Raw genomic sequence first — 18123 nt, 5'->3', positions numbered from 1 at the left:
GACCCTATTCTTAGCTTTTTTGATTTTTCCTGCAAGTAAATTGTACGGATTGAATTGACTTGTGTCATTTTTCGCAAAAATATCAATTTAATGGCATCTAATGCACTCGCTCTTATCTACCACTCTTCGTACAATCTCGAATTGCCGGGTCATGTGTTCCCGGCACATAAGTATTCTCATCTTTATAATCGTGTGAAAAGGGATCCTGTTTATGCATCTTGGGACATTTTGCTCCCAAAAAAAGCAGAAGAGGCAGATTTAGAACTCGTTCATACAAAAGAATACTTAGACGATTTGTTTAGTTACGAACATACTTCGCGAACAATGTATTCAGAACTTCCACTTAATCGAAGTATTGTGGAAAGTTTTATGTATGGTGTGGGTGGAACAATGATGGCTGCAGAACTCTCAAAAACTTCGCGATTTGCTTTTAATATGGGCGGCGGTTACCACCATAGTTTCCCGGACAAAGCAGAAGGGTTTTGTTATTTGAATGATGTAGCAATTGCTATACGAAAACAAAAAGAAACAAATCCAGAATTAAATGCGCTTATCATTGACTTGGATTTGCACCAAGGTAATGGGAATTCTTATATTTTTCAATATGATGACAAAGTTTTCACATTTTCGATGCACCAAGGTAATCTTTACCCAAAAAAAGAAGTATCTAACTTAGATGTGAACTTAGAACCGAACACAAAAGATGATGAATATTTGTCTACATTAGAAACATCCTTAAATCAAATCCGAAAAGATTTTGATTCCAATATAATTTATTATGTTGCAGGAGCTGATCCTTATGAAGATGATTCTCTTGGAGAATTAAAAGTTTCAATGAAAGGATTAAAAGAAAGAGATTTGATGGTTCGCAAATTTGCAGAGTCGTTGAACGTTCCATGTGTTGTGACACTTGCCGGTGGTTACGCTCGTGACTTTCGTGATACAGTTGAAATCCATTTTAATACAATTACGGCATTCGGTGAAAAATAATGGGAGTATTTTCGTCTACAGACAAAAAGAAAAACGAATCTGATTGGCTGAATTTAGATGATCTGTCTTTAGTTGATGTCTCTAAAGAACTAAACACTTCGCTCAACATGGAGCCACGGTTGTTTAATCGGTTCACTCATTACGAAGTTGAACAACTGTTAGTAAGCGCTGGATTAATTTCTGCCGTTGAAAAACGCGGATTCCCAAATCCAATCATCGAATTAGAAATTCTTAACAACTTTGACAATCGCATTTATATTAAAACAGAAACTAAAAAGATATTGGTTCATACTCGCCTGAAAGTATCACAATTTCAGATGAAAGGCGATGACGAACAATTTCCAATGATTTATATCGACTGGCTTCTGACGCAAAATATTAACTTTGAGCCAGGGGACATCAAAAAAGAATTATATTTTGGACAAGAATATCCTGGTCTCAATGTTTTAAACGAATTTACTGATTTCATTAGAGTCCTTTCAAAAAGACTCGGAACATCAGGTGCTTTTAATGTGCCTGAATACTTTCACGATGCAGTTTTATTTTCACGAAAGTTTCGTTTTATCGATCCAGAAAAAGAAGGAACATTTCGAGCCCTTGTGAAAAATTTTCGTGGTACCAATTTGAGAAGTTTGTCTTCCCAGATCCATCAGAACAGAGTTCGTTATGAAAATGGGGAACCATATGAGTGGAAGTATGGAGAGATGATTTCCTGCACGGATCCCTATTTGGAGAAAAAAGTTTTCCATGAGGCCTATTTCAAAAAGGTGGAGGAAGTGAAAGAAAAACTAAAATTTACTTTGGTCTCAAAATAACCATCCGAAAAGCCGATACATCTAGTAGATGTCCGAGTATTCTTTTAAACCTGAGATCCTAATCATTGACGATGACACAGAAATCTGTGAAACTTTAGAACTTATTATCAATGGATTGGGTTACTTCGTTCGGTATTTTACCAATCCATTGCAAGGTTTGGAATACTTTGAAGCAGAACGAAATCCAATCGTCTTTTTGGATGTCAATATGCCGCATACATCTGGGTTGGACCTGTTACCAAAAATCAAAACTTATGATTCCAAAACCCAAGTTCTAATGATGACAGGGGAACACGATATTCAAACCGTTGTTTCTTCACTTTATCATAGAGCCTCCGATTTTATTCTAAAACCCTTCCATACAAAATCGATTGAAGCAGCAATTTCAAGAGCATTTGAATATTATAATTTTTTGAAAGATAAGGAATCGATGGATGAGTCCATCAAAAGGGATCTTCGGTTGGCTGCAAAAATCCAGTCAAAAACAATGAACCTTCCCCAGATCAGTCACACGATTTTTGCTGATATCAAACCTGTAAGTTTTGTTTCAGGAGATTTTTTTCAAGTTTTGCCTTTGGATGAAGATCGTACTTTAATTTTAATGGGTGATATTGAAGGCCATGGAGTAACTTCTGGCCTCATTGCCATTTTGATGACAACGATACATAAAGAATTGGCAAGAACCACAACGGTTGCTCCTTCTGAATTGTTAGTCCGGTTGAATGGAGAACTTTGTAATGCCATCGGAACTCATAGTATGACAGCGATTAGTATTGTTGTGGACCATCCGAAGAAAAAAATCACCTACGCGAGAGGTGGTCATCCATTCCCGATTGTATTTCAAAAAGAAAGTCGCGCCCCATTGATTTTACAAGACCAATCAGGACAAATTTTAGGAATTTTGAAAGAAATGGAATTTGCTGAAAATGAAATCCAAGTGGAAACAGGAGATGTTCTTTTTTTATATTCCGATGGACTTCTTGCTTCTAGCACACATCCGCTGGTTCAAACTTTGATCCAACTTCCTGGTGGAACCAATCGTATTGACAGCATGAAAACAGAGATCACAAACTATATTCAATATTTAGAATCCTCTTCTAAAGCTGCGGATGACATATCCTATTTACTTCTAGAGATTTAATATATTTTATATTTGTTTTAGTTGCTTCTGTTAGAAACTGGTTCAGTACGTCTTTGGATTGAAACCGACCATCTTCAAATCCTTTTTTCCAATTGGTTCTATGTGCGTTCATTTCACGAATGATATCTAATTTTTCAGGAAAATCACAAAGTTGTTTTGTGATGACTTGTCCTTTATAGAATAAAAAATCGCCCTTTGCAAAAAACTTTTTATCATCTTTGGAAAGAGTGTTGATATAGATTTTATTTTCTTCCACATAACTATGAATTGTTGTTTTTGTTACTTCCCATAAAATTTCTTTTTTTGGATTTGTTTTATTTAAATTCACCGCGGAAACAAGAACAACCACTGTCCCAAATAAAAAAACAGGAATCCATTCAAAGTGGATCTCTTTTGATTGGATCCAAAATTGATGAGTTAGAAAGGTAATGGGTAACCAATAAAAACCCATTAAGTCCCAATCCGCAGGAAAACCTAACTGTGGGTTATGGAAAAATCCATGGAGAAAAAAAGCGAATATAGCAACAACAGTGACTTTTGACTCAGGTCTTCTGAGAAATTGTTTCCACTCAGTTCGTGAGAAGAGGAATTGATACAGTAAAAATAAGGAAGGAATGGACACGTTCCAATACAAAACAGAAAGGATTTCCTTGATGTGGTTTAAAGAAATCAATCGATTTCTCGGATAAAATGGAGGATGGATTAAATGAGTGCTATTTCTATCGATGGATGGATCATGCAAAAATAAAAAATACAAAAACCAAGGAAGAAGGATAGAAAATCCGATGAAACTACAGACAATCAAATGTTTGATTTTTTTTTCTTTTGGGGAATGAAAATACCAAAGATAAACCAAAAGAAGTACCAAATATCCTGATACCAAATGAAATAACATAGATATCGCAACCAAAGCAGTTGCACCGTATAACAATAAATCATTGTCTTTCGGGTTTTTTGCAAATTTTGAGACAAAAATATAGAGAAATAAATGGTTTGCTGTTACAAGAGTATAGTTTTCTGCATAACCGAAGTTTAGCAATATACCACCTGACGAAAGTAAGATGAGTATTGATAAAGAATTTGATTTTAAATTTTCTCTGGCTGCCCATAAAAAACCAAAAATCACACAAATTCCTGCTAGTTGGGATAAAAAAGTATAAGAAATTCTTGGGTCATCGGTAAAACCCAAATTTGATAAAAAATTGGAAACTAGGCTATGAAGGACGGTTTCTAGAATTTCATCTAAGGTGAATTGAAACCCAAATAGTTTGGTTTCTAAAAGATTGGTTTCTAAAAGAAGCAGTCCATCACCCCAATCCATATTACGAATTGGAAATAAAACCAAACAGACAAAGAAAAAAAACGCAAAAATCCAATCGGGATATTTATATTGTTCCAAATTTTTGAAAAAAACGAGCCCCTTCGTTTTTCCATAAAGAACTACGGATTGGAGAAAAATGAAAAAGATGGCAATGCCAATGTAAACTAGGGAGTTTGCTGGAAAAAACCAAGGTTTGTTAGGTAAAAATTGGCAAACCAAAAGGAATAGATAAGGGAAAAATAAAAATGCTGTTTTCATAAGGAATTTTTTTCGTAGTACTCTTCTGGAATTTCTTTTGCAGTTATGAAAGGAAAATGACCTTTACGGATATTAAAAAAGACAAGTTCTGGAAGGCTATAAAATACAGTCTCCGTTCCTTTCGAAAATCTTTTCCCTTTATCAAAAGGGGCAGTGATCAATCCCGCTGTTGTATAACCAATCCCCCACACTGTATTCAACAAACCATAAATTGGGCGATCCCAAATGGTTTCTTCTGTAAAAAATAAAAACGAATGATCAATGGGATTTGTTTTATAGATTTTTGAGGTAGGGACAAATCGATCTTGGAAATACCTTTCTGAAAATTGGACAAGTTGTTTACGTTTGAGATTTCTGTATGATGGATAAACTTTGGTTTGTTTTGTGGAATCACTGGATTCTAATTTGAAAGCTGCTACGGATGGGATAAAATTAAAACTAATCACTTTGTTTGAAATTGGTTTCCAAAAAACCTCATTCCCAATTTTGCCTTCGGGAAACATTTCATTCATATAACGGATGAGTTCTGTTGTACAATTTTGATTCACCAAATGATAAGAGTATAGATTTTGAATTCCTTTTGTGTATCTTTCTAGATTTTCTTCATTTTTTGAAATGTCTTTATTCAAATCAATTGGTTCTAGGTTTTGATTCAATTTGTTTTGGTATGGATTGTTTCCTTTCCAATTGAATTCAATCCCTTCGATAAAATAGTTTGAATCTAAAAAACCTTGGTATCTCGTTAAAAAAGATTCCCAATTAAAAAAAAGAATGGGGTCATAACCTGAAGAAAAGTTTTTTTTGTTGGTTTCAAATAAAATATCATATTCTTCTTGTTTGGTGGTTTTTATGGATTCAGGTATTTCTATTTCAGGGAGATAGGTAAAACCATCGAGGTTTTTTTTGGGGAATACAATATATCCTTCTTTGATTGATTTTTGTACATAAAGGATTCGGATGAGTAAGGTCATTTCCTCCCAATCATTACATTCTATTTCAAAAAGACATGATCTTAAGTCCTTTGCCAAATGATTGAGGTAACTTCCCCAGATTTTTTTTTCGGTTTCATTTAGTTGGAAATTAGGGCCTTTTAATTGCAGGAAGGCTTGGTCATAAGTCAAAACAGGATCTAAGAGAAACTTACGAACAAAAATTCTTTTTTGTATGATTCTGTATTGTTCTGTTTTTGTTTGTAGAGAAGAAACTAAAGGGTAGGGTGAATCAGTTTTTGGTAATGACCGTATATCGTCTGTTAAATGTAGATTTTTTTCGGTATTTTCCCATTTGAATATGGTAGTTTCCAACTCTCTTTTTTCTTCTTCCGAAAAAGAAAATAAATTCAGAAAGGAAGGGTTTGGATCATGGATATTTGTAAAATAACCAAAACCTGAAACTGGTAAAAAAAATTGATTTTCAGTTCTCTTTGTTTTTAAATTTTCCCATTCTTCTTCCAGTTTTTTTTGGTTTTGGATATGTGTCTCTTGGACGAGATAGAGTTCGTTCCATTTTTGTCGTAAAAGACGCTTGGATTGTTCCGATAAATCCCACTCATAAAATTCAATATTCCGATTTTGTACGACCCCATATTGGAATCGAAACTCATCCCATGGTTCTCTGACGATGTGGAAGATTTTGTCTTCGAAGGAATACTGCAGATGGTAAACCCTGTCTCCCAAGCGCAGTGCAGAATGTCCGCCACTGGATTGACCTGAATTTGAATCAATGTATAAAAAACCAAATGGATTTGGGTTCGGCTTTGATTGAATGGAAGGAAAAAATAAAAAATAGATGAGTAAAAAGAATAAGGAATGGGCGGTATTTCTCCGCCCAAAGTGGATCTGAATTATAGATTGTACCCGTTTAAGATTAGTTTTGCGACAGTAACATTTTGTTTTGCTACGTCTTCCGCTACGATTTTCATCTCAGATGGAGAAAGATTTGCTTGTTTTAATCCTTGTCCAATCGCAATGTAAGTTGCGCTGTTTGATCTCCAAGCAACGACACCGTGAGATTTTGCAATCAAAGAAAGTTGGTTTTCAAGTTCTTGTTTTTGGTTTTCGTAACGAATTTGTAATGCTACACTTGCAATGATATCCTCTTTGTATTCGTTCATTGCTTTTTCTTTTCCGCTATCAGAAATAGAAGAAATGCTATTAGAAACTGATTTCACTAGTGCAGAAGCAGAGTCAGAAACAGAAACTCCTAATCGGCTAACGCTACCAGAAGCAGAATCCAAAATGGAACAATTGTTAAATGAAATTAGTACCGCAATGACGGAAACTATACTCAAATGTTTGAACATACGCATAAAAAACCTCTTACGACGAATTGCAAAGATTCTAAGTCCAATTTAGAAACCGTCAATTAATTTTCTGAATTAAACTGAAACAACCACAGACCCAAAAGCAGGCAATGTGATTTCAAAGTGACCACCAATCATTCGAAGGTTTACCATTGTTCCTGTCCAGAAGTCCAAAAAAGGCTCCTTGGTTTTTAGTCCTTGTGGGATGGCCACCTGAATGGTGCGTTCTTCTTCTGTTGGATTCCAAATTCCAAGATAACCTGCTGGATTGTACATGGCCGTAGGGAATTCTTCTTCAAAAATTCCGATTGGTATCGGTGTATATGCCTGGCATTCTCTGTTGAGTTGGAAGGCCTTTTTTAAAAGATCCAAACGGTCTGTTTCTAATTTTGTCAAATCATCTGAAACTAGTAACATCCCACCTGACACAGCCATGACGGAAGCCATCAGTTTGGTTTGTGCTTCGTTCATTTTGTTTCTTTTTTTACGAACGAGTAAACAATCAGGGTCGTTTAACCATAGATGTCTGTGCATCGAGGAACGAGTGATATCGTTGATGAGGGCGGTTCTTGTACAAAGTGCATCTCTGTCTTTTAAGAATACACGAAGTTTTTCAGGATACCAAAATGGTGCCACATCACAAGAGATACGCATTCCATCAAAAATTCCTACTGATGGCAACATGGGTGCTCCACATCCGAGTAAAAATGTGTTTTTCCCAACAACTTTACGAATGAGTTCTAATGCATTTCTATAACGAGCTTGCGGCGATAAACTTTTGTTATACACATCGCCAGGAAGTAAACCAGCATAAAGAAAATCCAATTTTAAATAAGGATATCCCCATTCTTTGACAAGGGTAGAAAAAACTTTTTCTATATAAGCCAATGCCGTTGGGTGTGTGATATCAAGAGCATAGGTATAACCTCTTCCCCAAAGTGGTTGGTAAATGGCAGGAACCGGTTTTCCATTTTGGTCTTTGAGGATGGCTTCAGGATATTTGCGAAAGAATTCTGATTTTTTTCGAACAAGGAAAGGAGCAAGCCAAATCCCTGGTTTGAGTCCCACTCTTTTGATTTCATCAGCAAGGATTCTCATCCCTCCTGGAAACTTATCGTTTGGAACTAACCAATCTCCAATTTCTTTTTGGTATCCATCATCAATCTGAAAGAACTCAAAAGGTAAATTTAATTCTCTAACTTTTGTTAAATTGTCTAAAATTGTTTTTTGGTCAATTTTTGTATAATAATAATACCAAGAACACCAACCAGTCGGAACTTTTTTTGGTAAGTTTCCTGGGCCTTCTTTTTTTCCTAACTCTTCAAAGTATTTGGCCAGTTTGATTTCTGGATTTCCTTTAAACGTTAGGACTTTGATTTTTGCGATGCTGAGTTTTGTATTGGGACGAAGGTCGGGTAAACAATGAACATCGTAAACAACTTTAACGGACGTTATGTTGCCGGATTCTCCAAAGACAATTTCAAATTTAGTTCCGAATTCTCCCTGTTCGATGGGCGCATACAAAACACCATTTCCAGTTTCCCTATTAAAAACAAGAGCAAGGTATTCTGATATAAACTTTCCGACCTTTGATTCATGTTTTGAATAAATATTCTCTTGCGAGTATTGTAAAAAAGATAAAAAAGGTGGTTTGTCGACGGATGTACTTTCGACTTTTCTAGAGATGGACCAGGATTGGTATCCATGTTGGAAAAGAGAATATCCGTTCCCTTCAGGGAGTAGGGACAATTCTAGTTCCAAATGATCTACAGAAAATCCTACTTCGGGTCTTGTCGGTTCTCTCCAAATGAGTTTGGGACTGAGGACTGTACCTGATTTTTGATCCGTAGTGGAAGGTAATAAAAGTTCGAATTTTTTACATTCGGATTGGTAAACCCCTGCCTTTACAGGAAGAAAGTTAGAAATGGTGACGGAATTATGAACTCTGTATTGAATTTTCATCTTGGAAAAATCTATTTGATGATTTTGTTAGGGTGGTTTCCATAGTAAGCCATTATGACCCAAAAACGTTCAACTATAAAACCTGTCGTCCTCCAGGGTGACCTGAACGAAGATTTTTTTGAAGCCTTCAAAAAGGATGACCGGTTGGCCGTGGACTGTGAAATGATGGGACTCAATCCTAGAAGGGATAGACTCTGCGTCGTACAAATTTCCGATTCTAAAAATAAAGTCGCTCTCGTTCAAATTCTTCCTGGCCAAAAAGAAGCCCCGCACATCCAAAAATTATTTGAATCCAAAGAGATCACTAAGATCTTCCATTATGCTCGAATGGACATGACCTTTTTACGTGCAAGACTCGGGATCAAAGTGCAAAATGTATTCTGCACTAAAATTGGAAGTAAACTTGCTCGAACTTATACCGACAAACATGGGTTAAAAGAACTCATTCGTGAATTTTTTGAAGAAAACATCGATAAAAAAAATCAAAGTTCGGATTGGGGAAAAAAGATCCTTACCAAAGACCAAGTAGACTATGCATCGACAGATGTTCGGTTTTTGATTGCTCTTGAATCCATCCTAACGGAGATGATGATCCGCGAAAATAGGTTTGCACTAGCTGAGCGTTGTTTTGGATTTTTAGAAACACAAGTGGAACTTGATCTTTTAGAAGTGCCTAATCTTTTCGAACACTGATGGCAAAAAAACAACTCCCCCAATACCAATGCAAATCCTGCGGGGATAGTTTCAGCCGATGGGCTGGAAAATGCCCTTCTTGCGGGGAGTGGAACCAAATTGAAGAGGTAGAAAATACCTCTTCTGGAAGGTTTGATTCTCCCATCTCTCAAAAACCAAAAGATAGAAAATACACAGATCCAAAATCGATTGGTTCTGTGGTGAGTGACGCTCATGTTCGCACCTCTACTGGTTTTAGCGAATTGGATTTGGTGCTTGGTGGAGGGATTGTTCCCGGTAGTTTGGTGTTAGTTGGTGGGGAACCTGGAGTGGGAAAGTCCACTCTGGTTTTGGAGATGGCCAAAAACATTGCAAAGGAAGGTTCTGTTTTATACATTTCGGGAGAGGAGTCTGCTTCCCAAATTGGACTTCGAGCCAAACGTATGGGAGTCACCTCCCAAAACATTTTATTATCTTCCGAAGTGTATGCGGAAAATATTTCGCAGATGATTTCGGATTTAAAACCCAAAGTAGTCTTTGTCGATTCCATCCAAACCATTTTGAAAGAAAGTTTGGTCAACCAAGCAGGAACCATCACGCAACTAAGAGAATCTTCTCAAGTGTTTTTGGAAACCGCCAAAAGGACATCCGTTCCTATTTTTCTCATTGGCCATATCACAAAAGAAGGCCAGATTGCCGGCCCTAAAGTTTTGGAACATTTGGTGGATACAGTTCTCTATTTTGAAGGGGATCGGTTTAATTATTACCGCATCCTCCGTGCTGTCAAAAACAGGTTTGGTGCCGTAGGTGACACCGCCATTTTTGAAATGGTTTCTGGTGGGTTAAAACAAGTACTCGACCGTCATCGTTTGTTTATCTCCCCTGAATCAGAAGAAAGATCTGGAAGTGTTTTGTCTTCTGTGATGGAAGGTTCCCGCGCCATCGGTGTGGAAGTGCAGGCTCTTGTGACTAAGTCATCTTATGGGCAAGCTCGTCGTATGGCAGAAGGTTTGGACAATCGTCGTGTGATTTTACTTTCTGCTGTTCTCGAAAAATATTTGGGATTCCCATTGTCTGAATCAGATATCTTTAGCAACCTTGCAGGTGGCCTGAGCATTGACGAACCAAGTCTCGACTTAGCCATTGCCGCATCGATTGCTTCTTCTTTTAAAGACAAACCAGTTTCCAGAGAAATTGGTTTTCTTGGGGAAGTAGGGCTTTCGGGAGAAGTGAGGAGTGTAGGCCAAATTAGTTTGCGACTAAAAGAATTGGCCGGAATTGGAATTTCCAAAGTTTATATTCCCCAAGGGAATTTTAAAGAAGTGGATGGGCTTTTTTCTTCTTTAGAGCTGATCCCTGTTAAACACTTACAAGAGTTAGGTTTTTGATTTTAGAAACTAGTTTTCTTTTTTAAGGACAAACAGAAACTTCTTCTATTCTTAAATCATCATTATAAATGGTTCCAGCACTCACCGTTGGTGAAGCATAGAGTCCAAAGTGAGCTTGTTCTAATACACCGCAGCCTCCAGAAACACTGGCGGTTGAAATCAAAGTTCCATCCATCCACACTTTTGCCATTCCTCCCGAAGGAGAAAAGTCAAGGCAGGTTGTGAGTTTTGTCCACTGCCTTTGTGGAAAACTTGTATTTGTGTTTTGGAATGTATGTTGGCTTTGGTTGTGGTAAGGAACATGCATTAAATAAGCATAATTTTTTGAATCGATGTTCACAAGAACCACTCGCCTCCATTGGTCGCTGGGATCTGCTGAAAAAGTCGCAAAACTAAACCAGTCGGCACTATTTGGCAGACTCATATCCAGATAAGCATAAAACTCAACTAAGACTGGTGTTTTGAATCCACCTGACGGAAGTTTGTTGAGCTGGATAGTCGGATACCCTCTATGGTTACAATTTTGTGGATAAAAACAACTGGGACCTACGGACAAGATAGTTGCTTTATGGGAATATGTGCCTGTACGTTTTTGTTCCGTACTTTGTCCATGAGTGGCTGCCGATTGGTAAGGTGAGGGAACAATATAGAAAGAAGAAAATTCGGAAGCCGACTCAAAACTAGTTTGGAAGATCCTTCCTTGTTGGGTTTTTGTCAATTGTTCACTGGTACAAGAGATGGTTGTGGCTGCTTGGTAAGCAAGTAGGGTTCCCGCTAAAATCTCAGTTGTTTGGTCTTCTGTCTTTTTTTGGCACTGGACAAGTTGGGTGGTTAGTCCCAGACAAATTCCCAAAAGGAGGAGGTGTTGCCATTGCTTTCTCATCGTTCCCATCAAAGCCTATAGACGAACTAAGTCCGTCAAAACTGTCTCCCATTTTGTTTGTCCCATCCCCTTGTGGTAAGTACTAGAAATCGTGCATAAGCAGAGAGAACATACAGTGTTAGCTAAGAACATCGTTCCGAAACATTTGACCTAAATTTGCCATAAGTTATTGACTGATGTCATTCTTGTGAATTCATATTGTAAAAAACATAGAAAGTTCAGGTGAAATATGAAAAAGAAAATTTTGATTGGGTTTTTAGCGACCCTTCTCTCCGTTCCCACCTCCGGTCTGTTTGCCGGTCCTCTTGATGGTCAGTGTATCGCACTTGTCCATGGAATCCTTGGTTTTGATGATACCCAAGGTCTTGCAGGTGGTCTAGTCAAGTATTGGGGAGGCCTTGACGGTTATCTTCGTAGCCAAGGCGCAAAAGTCACCACTCCTGGAAGTTCGGCAACCAACTCCATTCCTACTCGTGCGAGCCAAATCCAATCTTCTGTATCTACATGGATGACAGCAAACGGTTGTTCTAAGGTGCACTTGATGGGCCATAGCCAAGGTGGACTTGTCATTCGTTATATGGTTTCCAACTTAGGTTTTTCTGGAAAAACACAAACTGTCACTACCATCAACTCCCTTCACCAAGGAGCACCAATGGCTGATATCGTTCTGGCTGCTATCCCAAGTTGGTTACAACCATTCGCAAATTCTGCACTCAGTTTACTTGCAAAGCTAGTTTACCGTGATGGTCGCCCACAAGATGTAATTGCTATGGGAAAATCACTGACTGTAAGTTATGTGAAAACTTTTAATACTAACTCTCCTAACAAATCCGGAATCAAATACTACTCTTATGGAAGTGAAATGGCTTGGGCAGACCTCATCCAACACCCAATCATGGCACTCACTCACCCAATCACTTGGGCTGGTGGTTTGTATTACGGTTTAGGTGGCGGTAATGATGGTGTGGTTCCGTTGAATTCTCAAAAATGGGGAGCTTGGAAAGGAACACCTTCTTCTTATTGGTTTGCCACTGGTATTGATCACTTACAAGCAACAAACTTGGCTTGGAGCGGACAAAACTATTACGATGTGCAAGGTTGGTACTTAAACATCGCAAAAAACGCAAAAGCTGGTTTATAAAAACCAACAACCAAAGCCGGATGCCCATCCGGCTTTTTTATTTCGAATCAATTTCAAAACATATCCGCATTAGGTTTTTATACAGTCAGAATGGATTTTAAAAAAATAATTATCATCATCTCTATATTTCTTTTTTTCTTCTTGGGGTTACTTTACTTTTTAAAACAAAACTCAACTACAGATCAGTCGAAACAATCACTCAGTCCAGAAGAACAAATGGTTAGGGATCGAATTTCGCCTCTGGGAACAGGAGAGGGATTTTGGGACGAGGCAATCTCTCCTTTTCGAGAAGATAGAACCAAACCTTATTTAGAGTTATTGGAAGATTTAAAAACAGGTAAGGTTAATTTTGTTTGGGAAGTGTGGGCATTACGACGTAAATGTAAACCCGAATATACACCTGACCAGTGCAATGCAACCATCCTTGCTTATCTTGATTCGGAATATGAATCTCCAGATAAGGAAAAAGTAAAAGATTTGTTTCTATCATACTTTCGTTATGAAGAAGAATACAGAAAGTGGGAACAGCCAACAGATTTATCCTTTGTAGAATTGTATGAAAAGATCAAAGCCAAACGAAGAGATGTCCTTGGAGAAAAGGCCGATTTGGTTTTTGGAATGGAAGAATCCCAAGTATCTTTTTTAGAAGGTACACAAAACTTTATCAAACAATCTTCCAATGTACCGGCAGAACAACGAGTGAAACAGTTTGAAGACCTAAAGAAAAAAACATATGGGTCTTATTATGATGCTTTAGTCTCTAGAGAAGATAAATATGATCATTACCAAGTGGAAATGAGCCTTCGTGATAAAGAGTTCAATGCAATCACTGATCCAAAAGAAAAAGAAAAATACCTAAATAAAATCGAAACCAAATACTTTGGAAAAGAAAGAGCGGCTAGTTTGTCGGAAGAAAGGGCAAAAGAGACAAAGTTTTATGAATCCATCGCCAAGTATGAATCCAAAGAAAAAGAATTTTTAAAGGAGAATCTAGGCCTTTCTCCACAAGAAAAAGAAAAGAAACTGAAAGAATTACGGATTCAGTTCTTGGGTTCAGAAGAAGAAGCAGATGCTTACGTGAGGCGGAAAAATATAGAAGAAGCGGGAAAATAAATCCCCGCTTTGGTTTGTCACTTACAGAAGCTTACAATTAGTTTTCGTTTTTTGTGAGTTTCTGGTTGTTAGGGTTTGGTTCAGATTTATACTTTTCGTATGCATTCATTGTATCGATGTATTCGTTTCCGGCATTCCAAACAATAAACCCATGTCCTAGTGAATCTTTTGCCCCTTGCATTTGTACTTTGATATAATCTGTATAAGTTAGTTTGCTTGGGCCTACCATCATATTAAAACCTTGTACCCAAGCAATGGCTTTGGTTCCTTGTTTGGCACGTTTAACTGTAAGGTCAAGACCGTCCTTGATGGTTCCGTACGGATCTGCCACTCGTTTGGTTAATCCGTAAAAATGAGATGGATATAACATGGGATATAACCCATTCAGTTCTTCACTAAACGGTTCTACTTTTTGACCAATCACATCGTTTTCAATAAAAGGAACTCTACCAAATACATCGGCAGTCCAACGAGTGTCTTTGGAACAACTGTCTTTGGTTTTTTCTTTATGATCTTTGATGATTCCGAGAATGGATTCATACCGTTTTTCATAACTCATACTAAAGTTAGTGCCACCATCAGCATATCGTATATAATCCAATTGTATTTCTGGAAAACCTAATTCGCAGGCTTTGCGAATGGATTTTTGAATGGATGTCATCAAATTTGCGTTAGGTGTTTTTTCTATCAATCCACCTTCAAAGTTAACTACCCTTGCTACCATGTAGAAACCTAATGCTTTGGCTTCCGCTACCTGTTCGGGAGTAGGTGGATATGGTTGCATATCGACAACAGCAGTGTTCATCCCTGCGTCTTTCATTACTTGGAATAATAGGCTCCATCTTTTTTTATCACGAATGGTTTTGGTATTGATATAGAGCCCTTCAATAAAATCAGGAGTGATCCCTGTGGGATCTGCATTTTGCCGTCTTTCGGTTTTGGATGCGGACTGGCAGGAAAGGAAGAATGATAGTAAAAGGAAAAAAGTTGCCTGTTTCATGGTAGTAATGACAAGAATTTGGGTTGGTTCTGAAAATTCAAATCGAATCGATTGACGAAAATGATGTGCCATAAGAAAATTTGGGCATGTTAGAAATTTCCAACGACTTCAATTTAAAATCTTACGGAAGGTTCCCTGAGGAATTATCGGATCCAAAAAGTTTTAAAGACCGAATGGTGGAAGTTTCCCGTCTTTTCCAGGGTATGGGAGAATCGTATTTACAACACCTTGGTGACGATTCCAAAATCAGCGGGTCCGAAAAGAAGAACCTCATTGAGTATTTAGAAAGTATTTTACTTGTCCTTGTTATGTTGCGTAAAATCGATTTTTCGCCCGTCGACGAAGAAACCTATATTCGAAAAGACCGAGGTTTATTTGAAATTAGGTTGCGGTTTACGGAAGGATCTGTATGGGAACTTACGGGATCCATCAAACCAGAATACAAAATGAAACAAAGGACATTCAAAGAATGGTTTAATTCCTCCTTTTCGACAGATATTAAAACCTTCTATGCCATTTATGGAAATGCTGGACTCGACCAATTGATCACACCTGATGAAAAGGTTCAAATTACAAAACAAATCGACCGTATCATTGCCGAAATTGTGGAGATGATTGTGTTTATCGAAAGGTTTATGTTGTTTCAGTAAAAAATTCGGGAAGTGAAAAACGACAAGTTGAGGGACAAGTGGGATCATTAAAAACAGGAATCACCTTCCACGAAGAATTTCTAAAACACAACACAGGGCCAGGGCATCCCGAAACACATGGAAGGTTGGAATCCATTTTGGATCATCTTTCCGATTTACCTTCCAAAAATTTTTTATGGAAAAAAGATTTTAAAGAAGCTCCCTTATCAGTGATTTCTTCCATTCATGATCCAAATTACGTTCGTTTGGTGAGTAGAACCTGCGAAGAAAAAGGTTCGGGGTATTTGGATGGTGATACAGTTTTTTCCTCTCGTTCCTATATGGCGGCAAACCTTGCGGTTGGTGCAGGACTATACTTAGCTGATGAAGTATTACTCGGAAATTTGAAAAATGGAATGGCACTCGTTCGTCCACCAGGCCATCATGCGGAAGCAGACCATGCAATGGGATTTTGTATTTTTAATAATATTGCCATTACCGCAAAATACCTTCAGTCCAAAGGAATCAAAAGGATTTTGATTCTTGATTGGGATGTCCATCATGGAAATGGCACACAACACCAGTTCTACGAAGATGATTCCGTTTATTTCATATCCCTCCATCAGTTTCCTTTTTATCCAGGAACGGGTTCTTTAGCGGAACGTGGCAAAGGGAAGGGATTTGGAACCACTATGAATATTCCTTTGGCACGTGGTGCGGGTGAATTCGAATATTTATCTAGTTTCCCTTCCATCCAAAGAGAAATGGAAAAATTCCAACCAGAATTTGTATTGGTGTCAGCAGGTTTTGATGCACATAAACAAGATCCGTTGGGTGGAATGAATTTGCCCACATCCTCCTTTGAAATTTTTACTAAGGAAATACAAAACATTGCAAATACTTATTCTAACGGCAAAATGATCTCCTTTTTAGAAGGTGGATATGATTTTAAAGCACTTTCCGAATCAGTGAAATTGCATTTGGAAACCTTAGCATCTTAACATTTTAACACCTTAAATTTAAACTTTAGGCACAACTTCAAAAACTTCCTTCACCCAATGAATGAGTGGCCTTGCACTAATAATAGAAAAATGATTTTGTTTGTTTAGCTCTAATGTTCGTAATGCGGGGTTCGGTTTTTTGGTAAATACCTTATCGGTCAGGTAGGTAAGACTTTTTTTCTCCACAATCCCATCACCAAGAAAGTTTTGTAACGGATTTTCAATTCCTTCCATAAGAGCATAGGCTTGGTAAACATCTATCTCATCCAATTCACCAAAATAAGTTTCGCCAAAATAACCAGAAATGGTTTCTATCCATCCTTTTTCTTCTTTGCGAATGAGTCCGAAGGATAAATCTTTGATGGCATCACTACGAAGATTGCCTATCATTCCTATAATTTTAAGAGCTACATTGGGGCTTTTTTCAAAAAGAAATCCAAGCCAAAATCCTATTTTCTCTAAATATGAACCTTTGTTTGGTGCTGCAATAAGGATTACTTTCCCGAATCGATGGAGCCATTCTTTGTTCTCTAATTTGGCATGATACAAACAAGAGCGAAAAATTAAACATCCTAAACTATAACAGATGATATCCGGTTTTATATTTGGATCTTCATTAAAAAAAATATCTAAAAGATGCATCAGTTTTTTCCCATTTTCGTGGATGGGAAGGCCGTGGTTGTATCTCAAATAAAAAGGATAATAACCTACTTCTTGCAAGTCGGTAGCAAGACCTGGTGAGGTTATTTTTCTGTCTTTGTATTCGACTGTCTGTTCCTGCCAGACCGACTCATCGGTAAATAAACCTGGCAAAAATAAAACTGATTTCGTTTTTTTTGAATTTTTATATTCCCCAATCGTTTCTTTTGCTGTGATGTCTTTCCCAATCGTTCGAAAACTCATGTCTATCTTTGTAAGTTTAAATTTTTGATCATGCGAACTTCCAAGAATACTTGATATCATTCGATTATCAAATATCATATCATCGCTTTGTTTGGCGGTCAGTTCTACCTTAAAAAGTGCTTTGTCAAAGGCTTGGTTTGTTTGTTCGATTGTTTTTTGCAAACTTTCATTTGATTTTTGCCCCGTCTCTTTGACTTGGACCCCGGCTTTTTGTAATGCCTCTCGCCATTCTGGTTTATAGAAAAAAGCATTGGAAAGCAGGTCTAATCCTCCACCTGTGCTTGTTAGGCTACCTTTGACTAAAACCTGGATTCCTTTCAGAAGAGAATCCGTTGTCTTTTGTGTGAGGGATACTGTTTTTCCAGCAAGGGAATTGATGAGGATTTGGATCACGGGGAAAGATTGTAACTCGGTTTCTTTGGAAAGCGAGTGAAAAAAGTAAGTGAGTTACCTTTTCCAGTCAGGGAAAAAGTGGCGTGACTGCAAAAGGAAATCAGCTTGAAAAAAGTTCATTTAGGGGAAAGTGAAGGCTGGGAATAGGAGAAAGCGGATTGGGTAGGACACCAAAAGAAATCTGATGATTGGATCGAATTTAAAACTTTAT

Annotated in this window: 16 protein-coding genes; 9 read left to right on the top strand and 7 right to left on the bottom strand. The window is 37.6% G+C overall.

Annotated elements, in window-relative coordinates; translation table 11 throughout:
• Positions 1-90: 90 nt before the first annotated feature.
• Genes EHQ47_RS02200 through EHQ47_RS02190 form a run of 3 tightly spaced genes read left to right on the top strand, consistent with a single transcriptional unit; the run spans position 91 to position 2946 of the window.
• Positions 91-990 (top strand): histone deacetylase family protein, encoded by a 900-nt coding sequence (locus EHQ47_RS02200; RefSeq protein WP_135776468.1) that lies wholly within the window; start codon positions 91-93, stop codon positions 988-990.
• Positions 990-1805 carry a hypothetical protein gene (locus EHQ47_RS02195; RefSeq protein WP_135746800.1) on the top strand — a complete coding sequence of 272 codons (816 nt, stop codon included), beginning with the start codon at positions 990-992 and terminating at the stop codon, positions 1803-1805. The genes EHQ47_RS02200 and EHQ47_RS02195 overlap by 1 nt, the downstream gene beginning before the upstream one ends.
• Before the next feature lie 28 nt (positions 1806-1833).
• Positions 1834-2946 (top strand): SpoIIE family protein phosphatase, encoded by a 1113-nt coding sequence (locus EHQ47_RS02190; protein ID WP_135746801.1) that lies wholly within the window; start codon positions 1834-1836, stop codon positions 2944-2946.
• Here the strand turns inward: EHQ47_RS02190 and EHQ47_RS02185 are convergent.
• The 4 genes from EHQ47_RS02185 to EHQ47_RS02170 form a co-directional block, all read right to left on the bottom strand.
• Positions 2903-4525: a dolichyl-phosphate-mannose--protein mannosyltransferase gene (locus EHQ47_RS02185; RefSeq protein ID WP_135776467.1), complete on the bottom strand. Its 1623-nt coding sequence runs from the start codon at positions 4523-4525 to the stop codon at positions 2903-2905. The genes EHQ47_RS02190 and EHQ47_RS02185 overlap by 44 nt on opposite strands.
• Positions 4522-6201 carry a hypothetical protein gene (locus EHQ47_RS02180; RefSeq protein ID WP_244290180.1) on the bottom strand — a complete coding sequence of 560 codons (1680 nt, stop codon included), beginning with the start codon at positions 6199-6201 and terminating at the stop codon, positions 4522-4524. The genes EHQ47_RS02185 and EHQ47_RS02180 overlap by 4 nt, the downstream gene beginning before the upstream one ends.
• A 167-nt stretch (positions 6202-6368) precedes the next feature.
• Positions 6369-6827: a putative lipoprotein gene (locus tag EHQ47_RS02175; protein WP_135746824.1), complete on the bottom strand. Its 459-nt coding sequence runs from the start codon at positions 6825-6827 to the stop codon at positions 6369-6371.
• A gap of 75 nt (positions 6828-6902) precedes the next feature.
• Positions 6903-8789, bottom strand: coding sequence for a glycoside hydrolase family 36 protein (locus EHQ47_RS02170; protein ID WP_135776465.1), 1887 nt, complete (start codon positions 8787-8789; stop codon positions 6903-6905).
• Positions 8790-8843: 54 nt separating this feature from the next.
• Here EHQ47_RS02170 and EHQ47_RS02165 point away from each other — a divergent pair, with 54 nt between their 5' ends.
• Entirely contained in the window at positions 8844-9482 is a 639-nt protein-coding gene (locus EHQ47_RS02165; protein WP_135746805.1) for a ribonuclease D, read from the top strand.
• Positions 9482-10849 (top strand): DNA repair protein RadA, encoded by a 1368-nt coding sequence (radA, locus tag EHQ47_RS02160; protein ID WP_135746806.1) that lies wholly within the window; start codon positions 9482-9484, stop codon positions 10847-10849. The genes EHQ47_RS02165 and radA overlap by 1 nt, the downstream gene beginning before the upstream one ends.
• A 22-nt stretch (positions 10850-10871) precedes the next feature.
• Here the strand turns inward: radA and EHQ47_RS02155 are convergent, their stop codons facing one another.
• Positions 10872-11732 carry a heparin lyase I family protein gene (locus tag EHQ47_RS02155; protein ID WP_244290179.1) on the bottom strand — a complete coding sequence of 287 codons (861 nt, stop codon included), beginning with the start codon at positions 11730-11732 and terminating at the stop codon, positions 10872-10874.
• Positions 11733-11961: 229 nt separating this feature from the next.
• Here EHQ47_RS02155 and EHQ47_RS02150 point away from each other — a divergent pair, with 229 nt between their 5' ends.
• A complete protein-coding gene (locus EHQ47_RS02150) occupies positions 11962-12873 on the top strand; it encodes an esterase/lipase family protein (RefSeq protein WP_135746808.1) in 912 nt (303 codons plus the stop codon).
• Between the two features lie 90 nt (positions 12874-12963).
• Positions 12964-13986, top strand: a complete 1023-nt coding sequence (locus EHQ47_RS02145; RefSeq protein WP_135746809.1) for a lipase secretion chaperone — start codon at positions 12964-12966, stop codon at positions 13984-13986.
• Between the two features lie 37 nt (positions 13987-14023).
• On the opposite strand, the gene EHQ47_RS02140 is transcribed toward EHQ47_RS02145, so the two are convergent.
• On the bottom strand, positions 14024-14986 hold the full coding sequence (locus EHQ47_RS02140; RefSeq protein WP_135746825.1) for a putative glycoside hydrolase: 963 nt from the start codon (positions 14984-14986) through the stop codon (positions 14024-14026).
• A gap of 86 nt (positions 14987-15072) precedes the next feature.
• On the opposite strand from EHQ47_RS02140, the gene EHQ47_RS02135 reads away from it, so the two are divergent.
• Together EHQ47_RS02135 and EHQ47_RS02130 are read left to right on the top strand one after the other, a co-directional pair.
• Positions 15073-15636, top strand: coding sequence for a hypothetical protein (locus EHQ47_RS02135; RefSeq protein ID WP_135746810.1), 564 nt, complete (start codon positions 15073-15075; stop codon positions 15634-15636).
• 38 nt (positions 15637-15674) lie between these two features.
• Positions 15675-16616, top strand: coding sequence for a histone deacetylase family protein (locus EHQ47_RS02130; protein WP_135746811.1), 942 nt, complete (start codon positions 15675-15677; stop codon positions 16614-16616).
• An 18-nt stretch (positions 16617-16634) separates the two neighbouring features.
• On the opposite strand, the gene EHQ47_RS02125 is transcribed toward EHQ47_RS02130, so the two are convergent.
• Positions 16635-17912: an esterase/lipase family protein gene (locus EHQ47_RS02125; RefSeq protein WP_135746812.1), complete on the bottom strand. Its 1278-nt coding sequence runs from the start codon at positions 17910-17912 to the stop codon at positions 16635-16637.
• Between the last annotated feature and the right edge of the window lie 211 nt (positions 17913-18123).

The sequence above is a fragment of the Leptospira bourretii genome (assembly GCF_004770145.1).
GTDB lineage: Bacteria > Spirochaetota > Leptospiria > Leptospirales > Leptospiraceae > Leptospira_A > Leptospira_A bourretii.
This window is presented reverse-complemented; position numbering and strand designations above follow the sequence as displayed.

What these genes read in the sequence shown, in the direction of transcription:
- EHQ47_RS02200 (WP_135776468.1), top strand. Translation starts at nt 91, where the DNA reads ATGGCATCTAATGCACTCGCTCTTATCTACCACTCTTCGTACAATCTC.
- EHQ47_RS02195 (WP_135746800.1), top strand. Translation starts at nt 990, where the DNA reads ATGGGAGTATTTTCGTCTACAGACAAAAAGAAAAACGAATCTGATTGG.
- EHQ47_RS02190 (WP_135746801.1), top strand. Translation starts at nt 1,834, where the DNA reads ATGTCCGAGTATTCTTTTAAACCTGAGATCCTAATCATTGACGATGAC.
- EHQ47_RS02185 (WP_135776467.1), bottom strand. Translation starts at nt 4,525, where the DNA reads ATGAAAACAGCATTTTTATTTTTCCCTTATCTATTCCTTTTGGTTTGC.
- EHQ47_RS02175 (WP_135746824.1), bottom strand. Translation starts at nt 6,827, where the DNA reads ATGTTCAAACATTTGAGTATAGTTTCCGTCATTGCGGTACTAATTTCA.
- EHQ47_RS02170 (WP_135776465.1), bottom strand. Translation starts at nt 8,789, where the DNA reads ATGAAAATTCAATACAGAGTTCATAATTCCGTCACCATTTCTAACTTT.
- EHQ47_RS02165 (WP_135746805.1), top strand. Translation starts at nt 8,844, where the DNA reads ATGACCCAAAAACGTTCAACTATAAAACCTGTCGTCCTCCAGGGTGAC.
- radA (WP_135746806.1), top strand. Translation starts at nt 9,482, where the DNA reads ATGGCAAAAAAACAACTCCCCCAATACCAATGCAAATCCTGCGGGGAT.
- EHQ47_RS02155 (WP_244290179.1), bottom strand. Translation starts at nt 11,732, where the DNA reads ATGAGAAAGCAATGGCAACACCTCCTCCTTTTGGGAATTTGTCTGGGA.
- EHQ47_RS02150 (WP_135746808.1), top strand. Translation starts at nt 11,962, where the DNA reads ATGAAAAAGAAAATTTTGATTGGGTTTTTAGCGACCCTTCTCTCCGTT.
- EHQ47_RS02145 (WP_135746809.1), top strand. Translation starts at nt 12,964, where the DNA reads ATGGATTTTAAAAAAATAATTATCATCATCTCTATATTTCTTTTTTTC.
- EHQ47_RS02140 (WP_135746825.1), bottom strand. Translation starts at nt 14,986, where the DNA reads ATGAAACAGGCAACTTTTTTCCTTTTACTATCATTCTTCCTTTCCTGC.
- EHQ47_RS02135 (WP_135746810.1), top strand. Translation starts at nt 15,073, where the DNA reads ATGTTAGAAATTTCCAACGACTTCAATTTAAAATCTTACGGAAGGTTC.